Consider the following 19,708-nt stretch of genomic DNA (forward strand, 5'->3'; position numbering starts at 1 on the left):
TTGCCGCTACGGTCCTGCGAAACAGAGGGGAAACGGGCGGATGGCCAAAAGCTGGCAGAACCTGACGGCGGCGGAACTGGGGCGCGAAATCGGGGCAGGGCGGATCAACCCTGTCGATCTGGCGGAACTGCATCTGGATGCCATCAACAGCCACCCGCATGCGGATCGTATCTATGCCCGCCTGACCCCCGCCCGCGCGCGGGCCGAGGCAATGGCCGCCCATGACCGAGCCCGGCGCGGCTTTCGGCGCGGCCTTCTGGATGGGGTACCGATCAGTTGGAAAGACCTGTTCGACACAGCCGGGGTCGCCACCGAGTCTGGATCGGCCCTGCTGAAGGGGCGCATCCCGGCGCGCGACGCCGAAGTGCTGGAAGTGGCCACGCAAAGCGGGCTGGTCTGTTTGGGCAAGACCCATATGTCGGAACTGGCCTTTTCCGGGCTTGGTCTGAACCCGGTCACGGCCACACCGCCCTGCATCAATGATGAAAGCGCCGTGCCGGGCGGGTCATCCTCGGGCGCGGCAGCATCGGTGGCCTATGGTCTGGCCTCGGCGGCGATCGGGTCGGATACTGGCGGATCGGTGCGGATACCTGCGGCCTGGAACGATCTGGTGGGGTTGAAGACAACGGCGGGGCGGCTGTCGTTGCGCGGCACGGTGCCGCTATGCGAAAAGTTCGATACGGTCGGCCCGATTGCCCGCACGGTTGAGGATTGCGCCCACCTGCTTGCCGCGATGGAGGGGGGGCGACCAACCGACCTTGGCGGGGCAAGCCTTGGCGGGGCGCGTTTGCTGGTGCTGGAAACGGTGGCACTGGACGATCTGCGCGACCGTCCGGCGCAGGGGTTTGAGGACGCCTGCACCCGCCTGTCATCGGCCGGGGCCGTTCTGGAACGCGCCAAGATGCCCGAAGTCGCGGAGGCGATGGGTCTGGCCGCGGCACTGTTCACCGCCGAGGCCTATGGAATCTGGCGCGATGTGATCGAGGCCGCACCGCAGAAGATGTTCCCGCGCATTCTGGAACGCTTCCGGTCCGGCGGAGTGTTTTCGGGCGCGGATTATATCGCAGGCTGGCGGCGGCTGGAGGTGTTGCGGAAGGCTTGGGCGGCGCGGACCGCGGGATATGATGCGGTCATCCTGCCCACCTCGCCCATTCTTCCGCCACAGGCGGATCGGTTGATGACCGATGACAATTATTATGTGACGGAAAACCTGCTGGCGCTGCGCAACACCCGGATCGGCAACTTGATGGGCCTTTGCGGGCTGACTTTGCCCACGATGCAGCCGTCCTGCGGGATCACCTTCCTTGGCGCTCCGCATGAAGAAGAGCGGTTGCTGCGGCTTGGATCGGCAGCAGCGCGCGCCCTGCGATAGGCAGACGGGTCGCAAAAGCCACAGAAGGGCGCGCCAAGTTGTGCTGTTGCTTGCGTTTTTCTGGACCGCTGCGCGCGGGTTGGTTATCGTAAGGTGAAACGGGGCGATACGACCCCGACATTGAGGCATGAATGCAGTTTCCTGAGCGGTTCTCGAGCCTGCCAGATTACGCATTTCCGCGTTTGCGGAAATTGCTCGACCCCCACACGGCGGGGGCCGAGCCGATTACCATGACGATCGGTGAGCCCCGCCATCTGATGCCGGATTTCGTGGCCGAGGTGATGGCGCAGAACATCGGCGGCTTTGCGATTTACCCGCCGAACGACGGCACGCCCGAATTGCTGGCCGCGATTTCGGGTTGGCTGGCGCGGCGCTATGGCGTGGCGCTGGGCGAAGACCGGCTGATGGTGCTGAACGGCACGCGAGAAGGTCTGTTCAACGCTGCGGTCGCGCTCTGCCCGGAAACCAAGGGCGGCAAGCGCCCCGTGGTTTTGATGCCTAACCCGTTCTATCAGGTCTATGCCGTGGCCGCCTTGGCGATGGGGGCCGAGCCTGTTTACGCGCCAGCGACAGCCGCGACCGGGTTCCTGCCCGATTATGCCGCCTTGCCGCGTGAGGTGCTGGATCGCACGGCGATTGCCTATCTGTGTTCGCCCGCCAATCCGCAGGGGGCGATAGCCTCGCGCGACTATTTGGCCACGCTGCTGCAATTGGCCGAACGGCACGATTTCCGCGTCTTTTCCGACGAATGCTATTCCGAGATCTGGCGTGATGCCCCGCCCCCCGGCGGGCTGGAAGTGGCGCAGGCCATCGGCGCGAACCCGGAACGGATTTGTGTGTTCCATTCGCTGTCAAAGCGGTCAAACCTGCCGGGTCTGCGATCGGGCTTTGTGGCGGGCGGCCCTGACAGCATCGCCCGCATCCGCCAGTTGCGTGCCTTTGCCGGTGCGCCTTTGCCCCTCCCCGTGCAACGGGTAAGCGAGCGGGCCTGGGCGGATGAGGCGCATGTGGTGGCCAATCTGGCGCTGTATCAGGAAAAGTTCCGCATCGCGGATGAGGTCTTTGCCGGCGTGCAGGGGTTTTCCAACCCCGAAGGCGGCTTCTTCCTTTGGCTGCCGGTCGAGGATGGCGAAGAAGCGGCATTGAAGTTGTGGGTGCAGGCGGGCGTGCGCGTTCTGCCGGGTGCCTATCTTTCGCGTGAGGCTGGGGGCCAGAACCCCGGCAAAGGATATATTCGGGTCGCTTTGGTGGCCCCAAAAGACGAGATGCAGCGCGGCCTGATCCGGCTTCGCGACTGCATATATGGGTGAGGGACGACAGTATGGCATCCTATCAGGCACGGCAGCGTGATCCCCTTCTGGATCAGAACATGCAAGCGATGCTGGAACGGCGCGGGCGCGAGCTTTTGGGGCTGGTGCTTCTGGGCGTGGCGTTCTGCTTTGTGCTGATGCTGTGGTCCTATTCGCCCGAAGATCCGGGCTGGATGGTGGCGACAGACGAACCGGCCAAGAATATCCTTGGCCGTTTTGGCGCGGCGTTTTCATCGACGCTGATCATCATCGGCGGGCGTGGCATCTGGGCTGTGCCGCTGATCATGGGGGCGTGGGGGCTGCGGTTCCTGTTGCATCGCGGGTCTGAACGGGCGCTGGGACGGATTGTCTTTGCGGTGATCGCGGTGGCGCTGTGTTCGGTCTATGCGGCAACACTGGTGCCGGGGGCGGATTGGCCGCATTCCTTTGGTCTGGGTGGGCTGTTCGGCGATACGGTGCTGGGCGCGCTGATCGGGATCGTTCCCGGCGGGGCAGGGGTTAGCCTGAAGATTGCATCGCTGCTGGTCGGCCTTGGCATGCTGGCGATGCTGTTGTTTGTGATGGGCTTTGACATGCAGGAACTGCGTGTGGGCGGCCGGTTCCTGATGGTGGGGTCGGTGCTGGCCTATTCGCAGGCGATGGCGCTGGCAGGAAAAGGCGCACAGGGAACCGCGCGCGCCGCGCAGGCGATGCAGGACCGCCGCCGGGCAGCGCTGGCCAACCGGCAAGAGGCAGGTGATGCCCGTCGCTATGGCGCTGCGATGCCGGAAGCGGCCCCCGCCCCCCTGCGTGGTGGCGTGGTGCGCCGCCCGATGGCGGAGCCCGCTGCCTTGCCAGCGCAAGGGTCGGGCGACTGGGGCCGCCCCGCGCAATTGCGGGCCGAGCCGCGCTATACCGCGCCGCTGGCCGAGGCGCCGCATTACGCCCAGCCACGGGAAAAGCTGGGTCTGCTGGCCCGGATGCCCAACCTGATGCGCCGTCTGGCCGATCCGGAACCGGAATTGGTGGAACCGCAGCACCTGCACTTTGCCGATGACATGCAGCCGGACGAGGACCGTATCCGTGCCCGTATCTCGGACGTGATCAAGTCGCGCATCCGCAATCCCGGTGGTCCGGTTTCTGCCGTGCAGGCCGCAGTGCAGCGGCGCGAACCGGCCCTGCGCCGGGGGCCGCAACCGATGATCTTCAAGCCAGAGCCGCGCGCCGCCGTTGCACTGCCGCCGGAGCCCCCTGTCTTTGCGCAGGTCATGCCGGCCGTGGCCCCGGCGATCCCGCCGCTTGGTGCTGCGCTGCGTGGGGTCGATGTGCCCCCTGCGATGCCGCCGCAAGAGATGGAACCGGATTGGCCGCAGGCCGAAAACATGTTCCGCAGCGATGACGGGGACGAATGGGCTGACGATATCGATGATGTGGATGCCGACTATGACCCGGCACCCGTTCCGCGCGCGCCTGTCGTGGCGGATCGCCGCGCCGTGGTGCAGCACGGGATCAAGAAGCCCGCTGCCCCGTCGCGACAGGCGATGGCCGAAGCGCAGCCGCGCCTGCGGTTTGAAGAAACTCAGCAAATCTATGAACTTCCGCCGCTGTCGCTGTTGACCGCGCCGGTCAAGCTGGAACGCACCACGCTGTCAGACGAGGCGCTGGAAGAAAACGCCCGGATGCTGGAAAGCGTGCTGGATGATTACGGTGTGAAGGGTGAGATCGTGTCGGTTCGGCCCGGTCCCGTTGTCACCATGTACGAACTGGAACCTGCGCCGGGGCTGAAGGCATCCCGCGTGATCGGGCTGGCCGATGACATCGCGCGGTCGATGTCGGCGCTGTCCGCCCGCGTGTCCACCGTGCCGGGGCGAACGGTGATCGGGATCGAATTGCCGAACGCGCATCGTGAAAAGGTCGTGCTGCGGGAAATCCTTTCGGCGCGCGACTTTGGCGACAGCAACATGCGGCTGCCGCTGGCGCTGGGCAAGGATATCGGTGGGGAGCCGGTGGTGGCGAACCTTGCCAAGATGCCCCACCTTCTGATTGCCGGGACAACGGGTTCGGGCAAATCGGTGGCCATCAACACGATGATCCTATCGCTCCTTTACAAGCTGACGCCGGAAGAATGCCGGTTGATCATGATCGACCCCAAGATGCTGGAACTGTCGGTCTATGACGGGATTCCGCATCTCCTCAGCCCCGTTGTGACGGACCCGAAAAAGGCCGTCGTCGCCCTGAAATGGGTGGTGGGCGAGATGGAGGAACGTTATCGCAAGATGTCCAAGATGGGCGTGCGCAACATCGAAGGCTTCAACGGCCGGGTGCGCGAGGCGCTGGCCAAAGGCGAGATGTTCAAGCGCACGATCCAGACCGGGTTCGATGAGGACACTGGCGAGCCGGTCTTCGAGACGGAGGAATTCGCGCCGGTCACCTTGCCTTATATCGTTGTGATCGTTGACGAAATGGCCGATCTGATGATGGTCGCAGGCAAAGAGATCGAGGCCTGCATCCAGCGTCTGGCACAGATGGCGCGGGCTTCGGGCATTCACCTGATCATGGCGACGCAGCGGCCTTCGGTCGACGTCATCACCGGCACGATCAAGGCGAACTTCCCGACCCGAATCTCGTTCCAGGTCACCAGCAAGATCGACAGCCGCACGATCCTTGGTGAACAAGGGGCAGAGCAGCTGCTGGGTATGGGCGACATGCTGTATATGGCCGGCGGCGCGCGGATCACGCGTATCCACGGGCCGTTTGTCAGCGATGAAGAAGTCGAGGAAATCGTCAACCACCTCAAGAGCTTTGGACCCCCGGCCTATATGTCGGGCGTGGTTGAGGGGCCAGAGGATGACAAGGCGGATGACATTGATCTGGTCCTTGGCCTGGGCAGCAGTGAGGGCGACGATTCCCTTTACGATCAGGCGGTTGCCATCGTGGCGAAGGATCGGAAATGCTCGACCAGCTATATCCAGCGCAAGCTGGGGATCGGCTATAACAAGGCGGCACGGCTGGTTGAGCAGATGGAAGAACAGCACGTGGTCACCCGCGCGAACCATGTGGGCAAGCGCGAGATTCTGGTGCCTGAGGCCTGAAATCCCTAAAGATCGGTTAAGGCAAGGCCGTCCTTCGGGGCGGCCTTGTGCTTTTTACGGCCTGTTGCTAGGTGCGGCGCTTGCGGAAAAGGGCTGTGCGATGAAGGTCTTGCGGGCGATCAACGGGGTGGGGGAACTGGTGCAGGCGGGGCTTGTTGCGCCGGATGCCGCGCCTGCGCTGGAGCCTGTCGAAGCCGCCTTTCGCATCCGCGTGACCGGGGCGATGCAGGAGGCGATCAGCGCGCCGGATGACCCTGTGGCGCGGCAGTTTCTGCCATTGGTTAACGAATTGATAATTCGAGACGAGGAATTGGCCGATCCGATTGGGGATGAGGCCCATGCGCCCGTGAAAGGATTAACGCATCGTTACCCGGACCGTGTGATTTTCCATGTGACCAAGACCTGCGAGGTGTATTGCCGTTTCTGTTTCCGGCGCGAGGCGGTGGGGGATGAAGGCTCGCTGCCGGAAGCGGATTTTCTGGCTGCGCTTGATTACATCGCCGTTAATCCCGCGATCCGTGAGGTGATCCTGACCGGGGGCGATCCGCTGGTGCTTTCTGCGCGACGGATCAAGGGGTTGATCGAACGGCTGTCGGCCATTGCCCATGTCGATGTGGTGCGGATTCACACGCGGATACCTGTTGTCGCGCCGGAAAAGGTGACGGATGAACTGGTTGCGGCGCTGCGGGGGCGGGTGGCTGTCTGGGTGGTGGTGCATACCAACCATGCGCAAGAGATCACCGCGCGGGCCGAGGTCGCGTTGGCGCGGCTGGTGGATGCGGGAATTCCCCTGCTTTCCCAATCGGTTCTGCTGCGCGGAGTGAATGACAGCGTGGCAGCGTTGGAGGGGTTGTTCCGGAAATTGATCGGATGCCGGGTGAAGCCCTATTACCTGCATCATTGCGATCTGGCGAAGGGGACGTCGCATTTTCGCACCACGATTGCCGAGGGGCAGGCCCTGATGGCGGGGTTGCGCGGGCGGGTAAGCGGGACGCTTCTGCCGACCTATGTGCTTGATATACCGGGTGGTTTTGGCAAGGCACCGCTGGTGCGCGACCATGCCGAATCGCTGGGCGGCGGGCAATGGCGCATCACCGATTGGCGCGGTGGAGTGCATCTTTACCAAGATCCGGAGCGGTAAAACCCCGTGCAGCAGCCGGTGCAGCACGCTGTGCAGACAGGCGTATGCACGCAGCGGACCGTGGCTTAAGCGCGCGTTAAGGTTAACGGGGCGAAGGGACAGTGGCGTCTTCGCTGAGAGAATGGCGGGCGAAACTCTGCCTGAAGGACAGGGTGGCATCGCTGTGGGGCGCGAGGAGAGACTCCTGCGTTGACTTGGCCCCGGATGAAGCGCCAATTCGGAGCATGCTTTCAAAACTGCGCGCCCATCCCGTTCTGACGACAGCCTTTGTCATTGCGACAGTGCTGGCGCTGTTTCTGCTGACGCGGATCGTGGTGAATTTTGTTTATTGGCAAACCCACCAGAATGAACCGATCCGGCCTTGGATGACCGTGCGCTATATCGACCGGTCTTGGGATCTGACGCCGGGAACTTTGGACGCGGTGGCGGGGCTGCCAGAGCCGCGGGAGGGCAAGCCGCTGACGCTGCGCGAGATTGCCGAGATGCGCGATGTGCCGGTGGAAGAGGTGATCGCGCAGGTGGAGGCGGCGCTGGTTGAGCTGGGGCATGATCCGGCCGCGGCAGAGGGGTCGATTGGAAAGCCAGTCGAATGACGGATTGGCTGCTGGCGCTGGTGCCGACCTATGGGCTGTGGCTGCTCGCGGCGGCGACGTTTCTGTCCTGTCTGGCGATCCCCATTCCGGCGTCGATCCTGATGCTGGCTGCCGGGGGGTTTGTCGCGGCGGGGGACCTGCCGCTGATTGGCACACTGGCGGCTGCGGTCGTGGGCGCGTCGATGGGCGATCAGTTGGGGTATCTGGCGGGGCGGCGCGGGGGCGCGCGGCTGTTAGCATGGCTGGGGTCGCGGGCCGCGCCGGTGGAAAAGGCGCGCGCGCTTCTGGAGCGGCGGGGGAGTGTCGCAGTGTTCTTTTCGCGCTGGCTGGTGTCGGCGCTGGGGCCTTATGTGAACCTTGCCGCAGGGGCGGCGGGGTTGTCTTGGGCCCGGTTCACGCTTTGGGGTGTGCTGGGTGAATCGGTCTGGACCGGGCTTTATGTCGGGTTGGGCTATGGGTTCACCGGGAACCTGGCCGCGGCGTCCGACTTGGCCTGGACGATCCTTGGATTTGTCGGTGCGGCTGCGGTGGCGATCGGGCTGGGATACTGGCTGTTCACGGTCCTGCGCAGCGATGGGGCAGGGCGGGCGGGGTGACCCCCCGCCGCGTAGGTTAGGCCGGTTGCGCCACGCCGAACCCCTGCGCCCGTGCTGCGCGGGGTTTGAGATAGCGGGCATAGCCGAGGTCGGCGCTTTCAATCTCTGTCGCGCGACCTGAGACGATATCGGCCAGCACGCGGCCCGAACCGGCGGCCATGGTCCAGCCAAGGGTGCCGTGGCCGGTGTTCAGGAACAGGTTCGGGATGGTAGAGCGGCCAACGATGGGGGTGCCATCGGGCGTCATCGGACGCAGGCCCGTCCAGAAGGTTGCACGCGACTGGTCGCCCGCGCCGCCGAACAGATCTTCGACGGAATGTTCCAGCGTGGCGCGGCGTTTGGGGTTCAGCGACAGGTCGAACCCTGCGATTTCGGCCATGCCGCCCACGCGGATGCGGTCGCCCAGACGGGTGATGGCGATCTTGTGGGTTTCGTCCATCACGGTGGAGACGGGCGCGCGGTCAGCATTCACAATCGGGACGGTGATCGAATAGCCCTTGACCGGATAGACCGGGAGTTTGATCCCGAAGCGCGAAACGAGGAAGGGCGAATAGCTGCCCAGTGCGACGACAAAGGCATCGGCGGTGATGCGGCCTTCGGAGGTGTGGACGGCGCTGATGCGGCCTGCCTCTTGCTCCAGCCCGTCGATGCCGACACCGTAGCGGAAGGTCACGCCAAGGGCTGCGGCCATGTCGGAGAGGGAATTGGTAAACTTGAAGCAGTCGCCGGTTTCATCGCCCGGCAGGCGCAGGCCACCGGCGATCTTGTCGCGCGCGGCGGCAAGGCCGGGTTCGGCAGCGATGCAGGCGTCGCGATCAAGCACCTCGAACGGGACGCCATCGGCGCGCAGGACGGCGATGTCCTTTTCGGCGGCGTCCACCTGTTTGGCGCTGCGGAAGAGTTGCAGCGTGCCTTGGGTGCGTTCGTCATAGGTGACGCCGGTTTCCGCGCGCAGATCCATCAGGCAATCGCGGGAGTATTCCGCAAGGCGGACCATGCGGCTTTTGTTTTCCTGATAGGCGGCGGTGGTGCAGTTGGCGAGCATCCGCGCCATCCAGCCCAGTTTTTGCAGATCGGGGCGCGGCTGGATGATCAGGGGGGCGTGTTTCATGAACAGCCATTTGACGGCTTTCATCGGGATGCCGGGCGCGGCCCAGGGCGACGAGTAGCCGGGGCTGATTTCGCCGGCATTGGCGAAAGAGGTTTCCAGCGACGGGCCGGGCTGGCGGTCGATGACCGTGACCTCATGCCCGGCCTTGGCAAGATACCAGGCCGAGGTAACGCCGATGACGCCTGCGCCGAGGACCACGATCTTCATCTTTGAGCCCGCCTGTTCTTGGGATGTGCCGGATTTCCCGCAGAATGCGGCAGGATCGGTGGGAGGTGTTTGTGAAGATGGGGCTGGGAGTGGGGTGGTTTGGGAGAAAGCGCTATTAAATGAGGGAATAGCAGGAGAATATTGCCAGTATGTCGAAAAATGGCGCAGGATACATCGCCATACCCGCCGTATCGATTGATTTTCGCCTTTGCAGACTGCCTGTTTTTGTGGCGAGTCGGCGGGCGGTTTGCCGGAATGGGGGCGTCACGGGGTTTCACAGGATCGGCACAAGCCCGCAACATCCCGCCTGCCGGGGATGCAAGGCGCGCGACGAGGGCGTATATGGGGGGTATGAACAGACGCACCGCCCTTTTGGCCCCGCTCGCCCTTGTTGTCCTTGGCCTGCCTGTGCAGGCCGAACCTGTGCCGCTGTCCGCGCTGAGCGAATATCTGAACCGGCTGACCACGGCCGAGGCTGAGTTCACGCAGGTGAACTCGGACGGGTCGCGCACGCAGGGGCGGCTGTTCATCAAGCGCCCGGGGCGGGTGCGGTTCGAATACGCGCCGCCGGATCAGAGCCTTGTGATGGCGGGGGGCGGGCAGGTTGCGATTTTTGACGCAAAGTCGAACCAGCCGCCCGAGCAATACCCGCTGTCGCGGACGCCGCTGAACTTGATCCTGGCGCGCAATGTGGACCTTGGCGCCAACAAGATGGTGATCGGCCATTATGAGGCGCAGAATACCACGCGGGTTGTGGCGCAAGATCCGAAGAACCCGGAATACGGCACCATTGAGTTGGTCTTTCTGAATGACCCGATCACGCTGGCGCAATGGATCATCACCGATGATCTGGGCAACCGGACGACGGTTGTGCTGGACCGGATGGTTCTGGGGGGCGACCTGCCGTCATCCCTGTTCAACATCACGATCGAGGCGCAGAAGCGGGCCGGTTGATCCGGCCCGCCTTCCTTGGGCCACAAGCGTTAGCCCCGCCCGCAGCTTGCCAGTTGCGCGCGGTACATCTCGGACCGTTCGGCCACGCGGGCCGACACATCCATCAGCCATGGCTTGCCCAGATAGGACTGATTGGCATAGCCGGTGCGGCCTTCGTGATAGGCGAGGTATTGTGCCTGGGCGTCCCATTTCGAGATGCCCAGCCGTTCGGTGGACTGGTCCATGTACCAGCCCATGAAATCGGCGGCGTCGTTGATCCGGTCACGCCGCGCGCCAAAGCGGCGCTGGTCTTCCTCATATTCCTCCCACGTGCCATCCAGCGCCTGGCTGTAGCCATAGGCCGAGGATTGGCGGCCCATCGGGATGACGCCCAGCGCATAGCGGTGCGGGGTGCGGGCATTGCCGATAAATTTGGATTCCTGATGGAAGGTCGCCATCTGAACGTGGACCGGGATGCCCCAGCGCCGTTCGGTATCTTTCATGGCACGGAAATACTGCGGACGCTCGGCCACGATGGCGCAAGCGTTGTCCAGGTTGCGTGGCGCCGAATAGTTGCCGCCCCCGCAGGAGGCCAACAACATCAACAGGATCGACGCGCGGAGAAGTCTGCTCATTTGCCCCTCGCACTTTATTCTTTTGCGGGAAGGATAGGGCAAAAGGCCGCCGGGGGGAATGCCGGATCGCGCGCTGTCAGATCAGAAACGCGAGAGTGAGCGGAAGTGTGATCACCGACAGCAGTGTGGAGGCGATGACAAGGCCTGCCACCGACTCGGCATCCGCGCCGTATTTTTCGGCCAGCATGTAGGAGGTGACGGCAACCGGGGTGGTGACTTGCAGGATCAGCACGGCCAGCGCGACGGGGGGCAGGCCGAACAACAGCCCGGCGCCAAGGGCCACGCCGAGGCAGACCGCTGCACGCAGAAGGGACAACCAAAGCGCGCGGCCAAGGCGGCCCGCGTTCAGCCGTGCCACCGCGACACCCAGCGTGATGAGCATGAGCGGAATGGCGATCTGGCCGATGAGATCCAGCGAGTTGGTCAGCCAGACCGGCGTCTGCCAGCCCTGCCACAGGAACAGCGCGCCCAAGAGCGTGCCGACCATGATCGGTTCGCGCAGCAAGCGTGCGGGTGACCCGCCGCCTGCCACCATCCAGACGCCGAAGGTAAAGCTCCACAGGATCATCACCGCGAAGATGACGACCGCATAGCCAAGCCCCGTTTCGCCAAAGGCGAACAGAGCCAAAGGCAGGCCCACATTGCCGGTATTGCCAAAGATCAGCGGTGCAAGAAAGGTGCGCCGGTCAATCCCCAGCACCGTGGTGATGCCCCAGAAGGCCAGCGTGAGGATGCCATAAGCAAGCGCTGCGGCAAACACGACCGATGTCAGGGCGGCGGGGTCGATCTCTGTCTTCATGAGCGCGGTGAAGACGAGGGCGGGGACCGACAGCGTCATGCACAGGCGTGTGATGAATTCCAGCCGGTATTCGAACCCGGCGCGGACCCAGACGAAACCCACCAAGCCGAGCAGACCGACGGGGGCCACGATCTCCAGCACTGTAAGGACAAGGTTCACAGACTGTTTCCTTGCTGGTCCACCTGCCCGATGGACAACAGGCCGCCCCAGCGATTATTAAATGAATTCAAGGGATGCAATGACATGTTCACGGCGGCAGCGAAATATCACATCGGGCAGGTGGTCCGGCATCGGAAGCACCCCTTCCGCGGCGTGATCTTTGACGTCGATCCGCGCTTTTCCAATACCGAGGAATGGTACGACGCGATCCCCGAAGAGGCGCGCCCTTCAAAGGATCAGCCGTTCTATCATCTGCTGGCCGAAAACGACCAAAGCTACTACGTCGCCTATGTGTCGGAGCAGAACCTGCTGCCGGATGAAACGGGCGAACCTGTGGGCCATCCCGACCTGCCCGATCTGTTCGGCGATTTTGAAAACGGCCGCTATCCGTTGCAGTTCCAGATGAACTGATCGCGGGTTTTCGGGCGCTTACGGGCTGTTCATTCTTTGATGCTTTTCTGTCGGCAGACCTTGGAAAGGGGATGCAGGATGGAACTTGCGGTCAGACAGGAAGGGGCGGTTACCGTGGTGCGGCCCGCCGAGGCGCGGCTGGATGCGATGGCCGCCGTGATGTTCAAGGACAGGATGAAGGCCGCGCTGGAAGGCGGGGCCGCGCGCGTGGTGTTGGACCTGTCCGGTGTCGGGTTTCTGGATTCCAGCGGGTTGGGGGCCGTGGTCGCGGCGCAGCGGTTTCTGCGGGCAGGGCAGGCGCTGGAACTGGCCGGGCTGACCGGCGCGGTGGAACGGGTGTTCCGGCTGACGCGGATGGACCGGATGTTCACCATTCATGCAGGGGTGGATGATGCATTGCGCGCGACGGCGTGACCGGCATGTGATTGCCGCCGACCCGGCCGCCGTGCGCGATCTGTTGATTGCGCTGGAGCAGGGCCCTGCGCTGGCCGGGCTGACCGGGGAAGAGCGGGAATGCACGCTTCTTGTACTGGCCGAAGCGTTGAACAATGTGGTGGAGCATGGCTATGGCGGTGGTCCCGGCTGGATCGGGCTGATGCCGGGGCCGCGGCACAGCGGGCGGGATTGGCGCATCCTTGACCGGTCGCAGAGCGTGCCGCCCGAGGAATGCTTGCAGGCCGAGATGCCGCAGGATGCTGCCGAAGGCGGGTTCGGCTGGCCGCTGATCCGCGCCTTGACCGAAGAGGTGGGATTGCGCCGCTGCGTGGGGTTCAATGTGCTGACCCTTCAGGTTCGGGCAGAAGGGACGCAAGCGCCATGTGCCGCGGGGATGGAGGGGCGGGGGTAAAGGAAACCGTTTCGCTGCCGTTATTGGGTTTGTAGCTGGCTTGTAGCTGCCCCCGGTGCCGCGATTTCACGCCCCCACCCGAACGCGGCGCCGGGGCCCTGCCAGACCTGCGCCTTAGCTGTGCGGCGGCCTTGGTCGGGGTGGCGGTTGTTGCGGCGTGGCGTCCAGCATGACGGTCGGCACCCGGCCCCGGCTTTGTGGAACACTGTAACGGATCGGCTTGGCATCACCCTGCATGGGCCCTAGGTTTGCCCCACAGCAGGAGGAACCAGATGCGCGATTTTCAGATGCCGGGCCGGTCGCCCGTTTACGCCAAAAACGGGATGTGCGCGACCTCGCACCCGCTTGCCGCCAAGGTGGCGGTTGAGGTGCTGGAGCGTGGTGGCAATGCCGTGGATGCGGCGATTGCGGGCGCGGTTCTGCTGGGGATCTGCGAGCCGCAGATGACCGGGATCGGCGGCGATTGTTTTGTGTTGATCAAACCGGCGGGGCGCGAGGATGTGATCGCGCTGAACGGTTCGGGGCGCGCGCCGGGTGGTCTGTCGGCGGCGGCGATGCGGGCGAAGGGTTTGACAGCGGTGCCGATCCACGGGATCGAAGCCGTGACCCTGCCCGGTGCCGTGGATGCCTTCTGCCGCCTGTCGGCGGATTGGGGCAAGCTGGGGCTGGATGCGGTGCTGGCCCCGGCGATCCGTTACGCCGATGAGGGTGTCCCGGTCGCGCCCCGCGTGGCCTTTGACTGGGCCGGGGATGCCCAGCATTTGCAGGGCGCGGCGCGGCAGCATTATCTGATGAATGGCGCGGCACCGAAGGCGGGGGCCATTTTCCGTGCGCCGGGGCAGGCCGAAGTTTTGCGCCGGATCGCGAAGGAAGGGCGGAAAGGGTTCTATGAGGGTGAGGTGGCCGAGGACATGGTCGCCTCGCTCCGCGCGCTGGGCGGGTCACACAGCATGGAGGATTTCGCCGCTGTCGCCTGCGATTACGACGATCCGGTGAGCGGGAATTATAAGGGCGTGGATCTGATCGAGCATCCGCCGAACGGGCAGGGCGCGACGGCAATCCTGATGCTGAACATCCTGAAGCATTTCGACATTGCGTCGATGGATCCGTTCGGCGCGGAACGCGCGCATATCGAGGCGGAGGCAGCGAAGCTGGCCTATGATGCGCGCAATCGGTTCATCGCGGATCCCGATCACACCACGCGGCTGGCACATATGCTGTCCGACGAGACGGCGGCGAAACTGGCTGCACTGATCGATCTGGACCGCGCGATGCCGGCGGCGGCCCCGCTGACCGAGGCGGTGCATAAGGACACGATCTATATCACCGTGGTCGACAAGGACCGGATGGCGGTAAGCCTGATCTATTCGATCTTCTGGGGGTTCGGGTCGGGGCTGGCGTCGGACCGGTTCGGGATCAATTTCCAGAACCGTGGCGCGGGCTTTTCGCTGCAGGAGGGCCACCCGAATGAGGCGGCACCCGGCAAGCGGCCGATGCACACGATCATTCCGGGGATGCTGAAGCGGGACGGTCGGGTGATGATGCCCTTTGGCGTGATGGGCGGGGCCTATCAACCCTGCGGCCATGCGCGGTTCGTGACCAATCTGGTGGATTACGGGATGGAACCGCAGGATGCGAATGACGCGCCACGCTGCTTTAGCGGGGTGGATGGCATGCTGGTGGAACGCGGCTATGCCGATACGGTGCGGGCGCGGTTGGCGGAGATGGGGCATGATGTGTCGATCCCGCATGATCCGATCGGGGGCTGTCAGGCCATTCTGATTGGCGATGACGGGGTGCTTGTCGGGGCATCGGACCCCCGCAAGGATGGCTGCGCCCTTGGATACTGATCGGCGGGGTATTGAGATGCTGGACGCTCAGGTGGATTACGATGCGATCACGGAAAGCATCCGCGCGCTTTGCGCGGGTGAGACGGATGCGGTCGCGTTGATGGCGACGGTGGTGTGCGAGATTCACCACCATCACCCCTTTGCCGATTGGACGGGGTTCTATCGGGTGGTGGGTCCGGACCTGTTGAAGATCGGGCCGTATCAGGGCGGGCATGGCTGTCTGGTCATTCCGTTTTCCCGCGGGGTCTGCGGGGCGGCGGCGCGGACGGGGCAGGTACTGAACGTGCCGGATGTCGAGGCGTTTGCGGATCACATCGCGTGTTCATCGTCGACCCGGTCGGAACTGGTGGTGCCGGTGTGGAACGGGGCGGGGGTGTTGCTGGGGGTGCTGGATTTGGACAGCGACACGGCTGCGGCGTTTACCCCGGCGGATGAGGAGTGGATCGTGCCCTTGCTGGCCGAGGTCTTTCGGGACGCGGCCTGATGCGCGGGTCATGCCATTGCGGGGCCGTGCGGTTTGAGGTGGATGGGCCCATCCGCGACGCACTGGCCTGCCATTGCACGCAATGCCGCAAGGTGAGCGGGCATTTCTGGGCCGCGTCATCGGTGCCGGTGGCGCGCTGGCGGGTGACCGAGGGGCGGGGGTTGCGGTGGTACCGTTCCTCACCCGTGGCGCAGCGGGGGTTTTGCGGGGACTGCGGGGCCACGCTGTTCTGGCTGCCTGAGGCGGATGCCGTGTTCGACTGGGGCACGCCTGCGGAGCATGAGATCAGCTTTTCCCCCGGAGCGCTGGAGGGGCCGCTGTCGATCAAGGTGGCAAAGCACATCTATGCCGGGGATGCGGGGGATTACTACGCCCCCGAAGGACCGCCGCCCGAGGCGGGGCCCGCGCCCGAGCAACTGGCGGCGTCATGCCTGTGCGGCGAATGTCGATTCACCCTGCCCGGTCCGGCGGGCGAGATCACGGCCTGTCATTGCCATCAATGCCGCAGCCTTTCGGGGCACTATTCCGCATCCTTTGATGTGGATGAGACAGCGGTGGAATGGCAGGCGCGGGATGGGCTGGCCGAATACGGCACGGCCGGGGGCGGGGTGCGAGGGTTCTGCAAGGCATGCGGATCAAGCCTGTGGTTCCGCGCGGCGGACGGTGCCTTTTCGGTTGAAGCCGGGGCGGTGGATGGGCCAACCGGCGGACGGCTGGCCGCGCATATCTTCGTGGTCGACAAGGGCGGCCATTACGATATCACCGATGGCCTGCCGCAATTCCCCGGCTGGGGCTAAAGGCGGCGGCTGGGCACCCAGGCATAGCCATTGGGGCATAGGATCACCGCTTCGCGCAGGCCATGGGCGGGCTTGTCGGCGGGGGGTTGCAGGATCACCGCATCGGGAAACTGCGCCGCGGCCTGCGCCGCAAGGTCGGGGTCGGCCTCGTGCAGGCGCAGTTCGATCCCCGCGCCACGGGGCGGCGCTTCGGGCAAGAGCCCAAGCAGGGGATGGGCGCCATAGGTGTGATCGGCATGAAGCTGGATCGGTTGGCCTGCATGAAGAAGGATGGCGAAATCGGCGCTGCTGCGATGGGCGGTCAGCGCGAAGACCTGCGTGAGAAACGCCACTTCTGCCAGAACATCGCGCACCAGAAGGTTCACGCTGACTGCGCGCAGGCTGTGGCCAAAGGCGGGGGCGGGGATGGTGTCGTAATCCATGGCTTCCTCCGATAAGGTCAAAATTACTGACCTTTATGCTTGTGTCAATCGTGCTTTGGCGTGTTCCCTTTCCATTTTCCGGCGGAGGCGGTGGTTCCGGTGGCGCAAAGATCCCTGGGGGTGACGCTGGCCTTGGGTCATTTCAAAGGTGTGGAGCCTGGGTTGGACCGCTATCCCCGCGCTTGAACTTCGCCCGGGTTTCAAGGACTGTCACAGGCTGGGCAGTGGCGTGGCTTTGCCGGTTGTAACGATTGATGGGCCGGAGGCCTGCTGTGATGTGGACGACGCCGCAATGATCTGTGCCGTGCTGGAATTCAGCTATGCGGGTACGGACACATCCCCGAAGCTGTTGGCGAAGAATGGTTTTTACACCGCCAATTTGGGCGATTGCGCGCAAACCATCGCGGCGCGCGGGGTGTTGGAGCGTTTGGGCCTGACTGCCGCTGACGTGCCGGGTATCGACCGTGACACCTTGCCCGACTATGACGGCCCGCCTGCCGCGTTGCTGATGAACGGCGTGTTCTATGATCGCAACTTTCCTGTTTCCGACCGGATCACCCCGGTCTTCATCGGGTTTTGCACGAAAAGTGCGGCGTTGGTGCAGGCGCATCGCGACTGGTTCTTGCGCCATGGTCCCGTAGGATGCCGCGACAAGGCCACGGCCGCGCTTTTGGCGGCCGAAGGCATTCCGGCCTTTGTCACGGGCTGTGTGACCCTGACCCTGCCGCGACGCCCTGCCCATAAACGCGGAAAGCGGTTTCTGGTGGTCTATGGCGAGGGCAAAGGGGCCCTGCCGCCGCAGGTGCTGCGCCACGTTCCGCCCGATCTGCTGGATGTTGCCGAGTTCATCCATCACCGTTTGCCCGTGAACCAGTTGCCGCTTTTGCCGGAATCGCGCGGGTGGATCGTACGTTATGAAGAGCATCTTCTTGCGCGCTATCGCGAAGAGGCGCTGTTGGTTCTGACGCCGCTTCTGCATGTTGCCACCCCCTGTCTGGCCATGGGGGTGCCGGTGGTGTTGTGCCGGCGGAACCACGATACGCGCTTTGACTTTCTGGATGGTCTGCTGCCGGTTCACACGCCGGATAGCGCCGCGACGATCGACTGGAGGCCCGCGTTGGTTGATGTTGATCCCTTGGCGGGGGCATTGGAGCAGGCCCTGCGGGATCGGCTGGTGGCGCTGGGTGTGTTGGCCTGACAGGTGACCTTGCAGGGAGCTTTGGCCCTGCGGCGGGTGAGGCGTTGACGCTTGCTCTGTGAGGGCGCGATGTGTTGCTTTCTTTTCTCGCGGGTCAGCCCCGCTGTTCTGCGCGGTTCATGCTTGCCTTTGACGCGCAATTCACCGATGCCGCGCGGAGATAGCGTTGGAACGGGGAGTGCGGGCAATGGCCGAGATCACGCTGCTGGATGGTGGCATGGGGCAGGAACTGGTGGCGCGGTCGGGGGATGAGCCGACGCCACTTTGGGCCACGCGGGTGATGATTGATCATCCCGGGATGGTTGCGGCGATCCATGATGATTACTTTGCAGCAGGGGCTTCTGTCGCCACAACGAACACCTACAACATCCTGCATGACAGGTTGGAACGGGTGGGGATGGATGACCAGTTCCACGCCCTGCATCTGCGTGCGCTGATGGAGGCGCATGAGGCGCGGGCACGGGCCGGGCGGGGGATCATCGCCGGGTCGATGGGGCCGCTTGGCGAAAGCTATCGCCCCGACCTGACGCCGCCTGTTGAGGTTTCGGCGGCGCTTTATGCCGAAAAGGCGCGGATCATGGCGGCGCATGTGGATGTGGTGCTGATTGAGACGATGTCGTCGCTCGATCTGGCGCGGGGGGCGCTGATCGGGGCGCAGGCGGCGGGCAAGCCGGTCTGGCTGTCGGTTTCGGTGCATGACCGGGATGGGACAAAGCTGCGGTCGGGCGAGCCTGTTTCCGGGTTGGCCGAGGTGTTGAAGGCCGCGCCTGCAGCGGCGGTGCTGGCCAATTGTTCTATGCCCGAGGCGATGATGGCGGCGCTGGGCGAGTTGAAGGGGCTGGGTCTGCTCTTTGGGGCCTATGCCAACGGATTTTCCGAGATTTCGCATCTGCCGCTGCCCGAAGATGGCGGCGCGCCGGATTACTGTGCGCGTCATGACCTGACGCCTGCGCGCTATGTCGAATTTGCGATGTCCTGGGTGGCGATGGGGGCCACGATCGTGGGGGGGTGCTGCGAGGTGGGGCCTGCGCATATCGCCGCGCTGGCAACGGCGCTTAAGGCAAAGGGGCATCGGATCGTTTGAGCCTGCTGGCCGATTTCACCTATGACCCGCCTGCGGGCGACCCGGTGATCCTGCATGAGGATGCGCGGATCATCGTGGTGGACAAGCCTTCGGGCCTACTGTCCGTGCCGGGCAAGCTGGAAGGGCGCGATGACTGCCTGATGACGCGGCTGGAGGTGTTTCGCCCCGGCGCGCTTTTGGTGCATCGGCTGGATTGCGATACGTCAGGGGTGATGATCTTTGCGCGGGACAAGCAGGCGCAGGGATACCTTGGGCAGGAGTTTGAAAAGCGGCGGGCGAAGAAGGCCTATGTCGCACGGGTGGCCGGGGTGATGGCCGAAGATCGCGGTCAGGTGGACCTGCCGCTATGCGCCGATTGGGAGTATCGGCCGCGCCAGAAGGTTGACCATGAGCGGGGCCGCCCTGCGGTGACGGAGTGGGAGGTCATCGCGCGCGGGGATGGCGAGACGCGGGTCCGGATGTATCCGAAAACTGGGCGCAGCCATCAGTTGCGGGTGCATATGCTGTCACTTGGTCATCCAATTCTGGGCGATCCGATCTATGCCGAAGGCGCGGCGCGGGATTACCCCCGGCTGATGCTGCATGCAGAGCGGTTGGGGCTGCACCATCCGGATGGCGGGACGTGGGTGGAGTTTGCGGCGGACTGTCCGTTCTGACCGGTGCGCGGGCGGCGGGCGGTGGCGGGGGG

Annotated in this window: 20 protein-coding genes; 16 read left to right on the forward strand and 4 right to left on the reverse strand. The window is 64.3% G+C overall.

Going from position 1 to position 19,708, the window contains the following annotated elements:
• Positions 1–40 precede the first annotated feature (40 nt).
• The 6 genes from RSE12_02615 to RSE12_02640 all read left to right on the forward strand — a co-directional run bounded on the left by RSE12_02615 (position 41) and on the right by RSE12_02640 (position 8,083).
• The gene (locus RSE12_02615) at positions 41–1,372 is read left to right on the forward strand and encodes an amidase family protein (protein ID WRH63246.1); all 1,332 of its coding nucleotides are present in this window, start codon (positions 41–43) and stop codon (positions 1,370–1,372) included.
• 131 nt (positions 1,373–1,503) lie between these two features.
• On the forward strand, positions 1,504–2,682 hold the full coding sequence (locus tag RSE12_02620; GenBank protein WRH63247.1) for an aminotransferase class I/II-fold pyridoxal phosphate-dependent enzyme: 1,179 nt from the start codon (positions 1,504–1,506) through the stop codon (positions 2,680–2,682).
• Positions 2,683–2,693: 11 nt separating this feature from the next.
• Positions 2,694–5,753 (forward strand): DNA translocase FtsK 4TM domain-containing protein, encoded by a 3,060-nt coding sequence (locus tag RSE12_02625; GenBank protein WRH63248.1) that lies wholly within the window; start codon positions 2,694–2,696, stop codon positions 5,751–5,753.
• 100 nt (positions 5,754–5,853) lie between these two features.
• Positions 5,854–6,894, forward strand: coding sequence for a lysine-2,3-aminomutase-like protein (locus tag RSE12_02630; GenBank protein WRH63249.1), 1,041 nt, complete (start codon positions 5,854–5,856; stop codon positions 6,892–6,894).
• Positions 6,895–7,118: 224 nt separating this feature from the next.
• Complete coding sequence (locus tag RSE12_02635; protein WRH63250.1) at positions 7,119–7,487, forward strand: hypothetical protein; 369 nt, start codon at positions 7,119–7,121, stop codon at positions 7,485–7,487.
• Positions 7,484–8,083 carry a DedA family protein gene (locus tag RSE12_02640; GenBank protein ID WRH63251.1) on the forward strand — a complete coding sequence of 200 codons (600 nt, stop codon included), beginning with the start codon at positions 7,484–7,486 and terminating at the stop codon, positions 8,081–8,083. The genes RSE12_02635 and RSE12_02640 overlap by 4 nt, the downstream gene beginning before the upstream one ends.
• Before the next feature lie 16 nt (positions 8,084–8,099).
• On the opposite strand, the gene RSE12_02645 is transcribed toward RSE12_02640, so the two are convergent.
• The gene (locus RSE12_02645; GenBank protein WRH63252.1) at positions 8,100–9,401 is read right to left on the reverse strand and encodes a D-amino acid dehydrogenase; all 1,302 of its coding nucleotides are present in this window, start codon (positions 9,399–9,401) and stop codon (positions 8,100–8,102) included.
• A 351-nt stretch (positions 9,402–9,752) separates the two neighbouring features.
• Here RSE12_02645 and RSE12_02650 point away from each other — a divergent pair, with 351 nt between their 5' ends.
• The gene (locus RSE12_02650) at positions 9,753–10,355 is read left to right on the forward strand and encodes an outer membrane lipoprotein carrier protein LolA (GenBank protein WRH63253.1); all 603 of its coding nucleotides are present in this window, start codon (positions 9,753–9,755) and stop codon (positions 10,353–10,355) included.
• Positions 10,356–10,384: 29 nt separating this feature from the next.
• Here the strand turns inward: RSE12_02650 and RSE12_02655 are convergent, their stop codons facing one another.
• Together RSE12_02655 and RSE12_02660 are read right to left on the reverse strand one after the other, a co-directional pair.
• Positions 10,385–10,969 carry a lytic transglycosylase gene (locus tag RSE12_02655; protein WRH63254.1) on the reverse strand — a complete coding sequence of 195 codons (585 nt, stop codon included), beginning with the start codon at positions 10,967–10,969 and terminating at the stop codon, positions 10,385–10,387.
• A 76-nt stretch (positions 10,970–11,045) separates the two neighbouring features.
• Positions 11,046–11,927 (reverse strand): AEC family transporter, encoded by an 882-nt coding sequence (locus RSE12_02660; GenBank protein ID WRH63255.1) that lies wholly within the window; start codon positions 11,925–11,927, stop codon positions 11,046–11,048.
• A gap of 84 nt (positions 11,928–12,011) precedes the next feature.
• Here RSE12_02660 and hspQ point away from each other — a divergent pair, with 84 nt between their 5' ends.
• The 6 genes from hspQ to RSE12_02690 all read left to right on the forward strand — a co-directional run bounded on the left by hspQ (position 12,012) and on the right by RSE12_02690 (position 16,316).
• A complete protein-coding gene (gene hspQ / locus RSE12_02665; protein WRH63256.1) occupies positions 12,012–12,338 on the forward strand; it encodes a heat shock protein HspQ in 327 nt (108 codons plus the stop codon).
• A gap of 78 nt (positions 12,339–12,416) precedes the next feature.
• Positions 12,417–12,752, forward strand: coding sequence for an STAS domain-containing protein (locus RSE12_02670; protein WRH63257.1), 336 nt, complete (start codon positions 12,417–12,419; stop codon positions 12,750–12,752).
• On the forward strand, positions 12,715–13,185 hold the full coding sequence (locus RSE12_02675) for an ATP-binding protein (protein ID WRH63258.1): 471 nt from the start codon (positions 12,715–12,717) through the stop codon (positions 13,183–13,185). The genes RSE12_02670 and RSE12_02675 overlap by 38 nt, the downstream gene beginning before the upstream one ends.
• A 272-nt stretch (positions 13,186–13,457) precedes the next feature.
• Complete coding sequence (locus tag RSE12_02680) at positions 13,458–15,035, forward strand: gamma-glutamyltransferase family protein (GenBank protein WRH63259.1); 1,578 nt, start codon at positions 13,458–13,460, stop codon at positions 15,033–15,035.
• A gap of 31 nt (positions 15,036–15,066) precedes the next feature.
• Positions 15,067–15,519 carry a GAF domain-containing protein gene (locus tag RSE12_02685; protein ID WRH64721.1) on the forward strand — a complete coding sequence of 151 codons (453 nt, stop codon included), beginning with the start codon at positions 15,067–15,069 and terminating at the stop codon, positions 15,517–15,519.
• Positions 15,519–16,316, forward strand: a complete 798-nt coding sequence (locus tag RSE12_02690) for a GFA family protein (GenBank protein ID WRH63260.1) — start codon at positions 15,519–15,521, stop codon at positions 16,314–16,316. Before RSE12_02685 ends, RSE12_02690 begins: the two co-directional genes overlap by 1 nt.
• Here the strand turns inward: RSE12_02690 and RSE12_02695 are convergent.
• Positions 16,313–16,738, reverse strand: coding sequence for a glyoxalase (locus RSE12_02695; GenBank protein WRH63261.1), 426 nt, complete (start codon positions 16,736–16,738; stop codon positions 16,313–16,315). The genes RSE12_02690 and RSE12_02695 overlap by 4 nt on opposite strands.
• Positions 16,739–16,967: 229 nt before the next feature.
• On the opposite strand from RSE12_02695, the gene RSE12_02700 reads away from it, so the two are divergent.
• The 3 genes from RSE12_02700 (at position 16,968) to RSE12_02710 (ending at position 19,676) form a co-directional block, all read left to right on the forward strand.
• The gene (locus RSE12_02700; protein WRH63262.1) at positions 16,968–17,936 is read left to right on the forward strand and encodes a hypothetical protein; all 969 of its coding nucleotides are present in this window, start codon (positions 16,968–16,970) and stop codon (positions 17,934–17,936) included.
• Between the two features lie 187 nt (positions 17,937–18,123).
• Positions 18,124–19,020, forward strand: a complete 897-nt coding sequence (locus RSE12_02705; GenBank protein WRH63263.1) for a homocysteine S-methyltransferase family protein — start codon at positions 18,124–18,126, stop codon at positions 19,018–19,020.
• Between the two features lie 5 nt (positions 19,021–19,025).
• Entirely contained in the window at positions 19,026–19,676 is a 651-nt protein-coding gene (locus RSE12_02710) for an RluA family pseudouridine synthase (protein WRH64722.1), read from the forward strand.
• Positions 19,677–19,708: the final 32 nt, after the last annotated feature.

The organism is Fuscovulum sp. (genome assembly GCA_035192965.1).
Taxonomy (GTDB): domain Bacteria; phylum Pseudomonadota; class Alphaproteobacteria; order Rhodobacterales; family Rhodobacteraceae; genus Paragemmobacter.

Bases quoted from the DNA above. Each gene is read 5' to 3' on its own strand.
- RSE12_02615 (WRH63246.1), top strand. From the start codon at position 41: ATGGCCAAAAGCTGGCAGAACCTGACGGCGGCGGAACTGGGGCGCGAA.
- RSE12_02705 (WRH63263.1), top strand. From the start codon at position 18,124: ATGGCCGAGATCACGCTGCTGGATGGTGGCATGGGGCAGGAACTGGTG.
- RSE12_02645 (WRH63252.1), bottom strand. From the start codon at position 9,401: ATGAAGATCGTGGTCCTCGGCGCAGGCGTCATCGGCGTTACCTCGGCC.
- RSE12_02680 (WRH63259.1), top strand. From the start codon at position 13,458: ATGCGCGATTTTCAGATGCCGGGCCGGTCGCCCGTTTACGCCAAAAAC.
- RSE12_02655 (WRH63254.1), bottom strand. From the start codon at position 10,969: ATGAGCAGACTTCTCCGCGCGTCGATCCTGTTGATGTTGTTGGCCTCC.
- RSE12_02625 (WRH63248.1), top strand. From the start codon at position 2,694: ATGGCATCCTATCAGGCACGGCAGCGTGATCCCCTTCTGGATCAGAAC.
- RSE12_02630 (WRH63249.1), top strand. From the start codon at position 5,854: ATGAAGGTCTTGCGGGCGATCAACGGGGTGGGGGAACTGGTGCAGGCG.
- RSE12_02620 (WRH63247.1), top strand. From the start codon at position 1,504: ATGCAGTTTCCTGAGCGGTTCTCGAGCCTGCCAGATTACGCATTTCCG.
- RSE12_02650 (WRH63253.1), top strand. From the start codon at position 9,753: ATGAACAGACGCACCGCCCTTTTGGCCCCGCTCGCCCTTGTTGTCCTT.
- RSE12_02695 (WRH63261.1), bottom strand. From the start codon at position 16,738: ATGGATTACGACACCATCCCCGCCCCCGCCTTTGGCCACAGCCTGCGC.
- RSE12_02675 (WRH63258.1), top strand. From the start codon at position 12,715: ATGCAGGGGTGGATGATGCATTGCGCGCGACGGCGTGACCGGCATGTG.
- RSE12_02690 (WRH63260.1), top strand. From the start codon at position 15,519: ATGCGCGGGTCATGCCATTGCGGGGCCGTGCGGTTTGAGGTGGATGGG.
- hspQ (WRH63256.1), top strand. From the start codon at position 12,012: ATGTTCACGGCGGCAGCGAAATATCACATCGGGCAGGTGGTCCGGCAT.
- RSE12_02635 (WRH63250.1), top strand. From the start codon at position 7,119: ATGCTTTCAAAACTGCGCGCCCATCCCGTTCTGACGACAGCCTTTGTC.
- RSE12_02670 (WRH63257.1), top strand. From the start codon at position 12,417: ATGGAACTTGCGGTCAGACAGGAAGGGGCGGTTACCGTGGTGCGGCCC.
- RSE12_02640 (WRH63251.1), top strand. From the start codon at position 7,484: ATGACGGATTGGCTGCTGGCGCTGGTGCCGACCTATGGGCTGTGGCTG.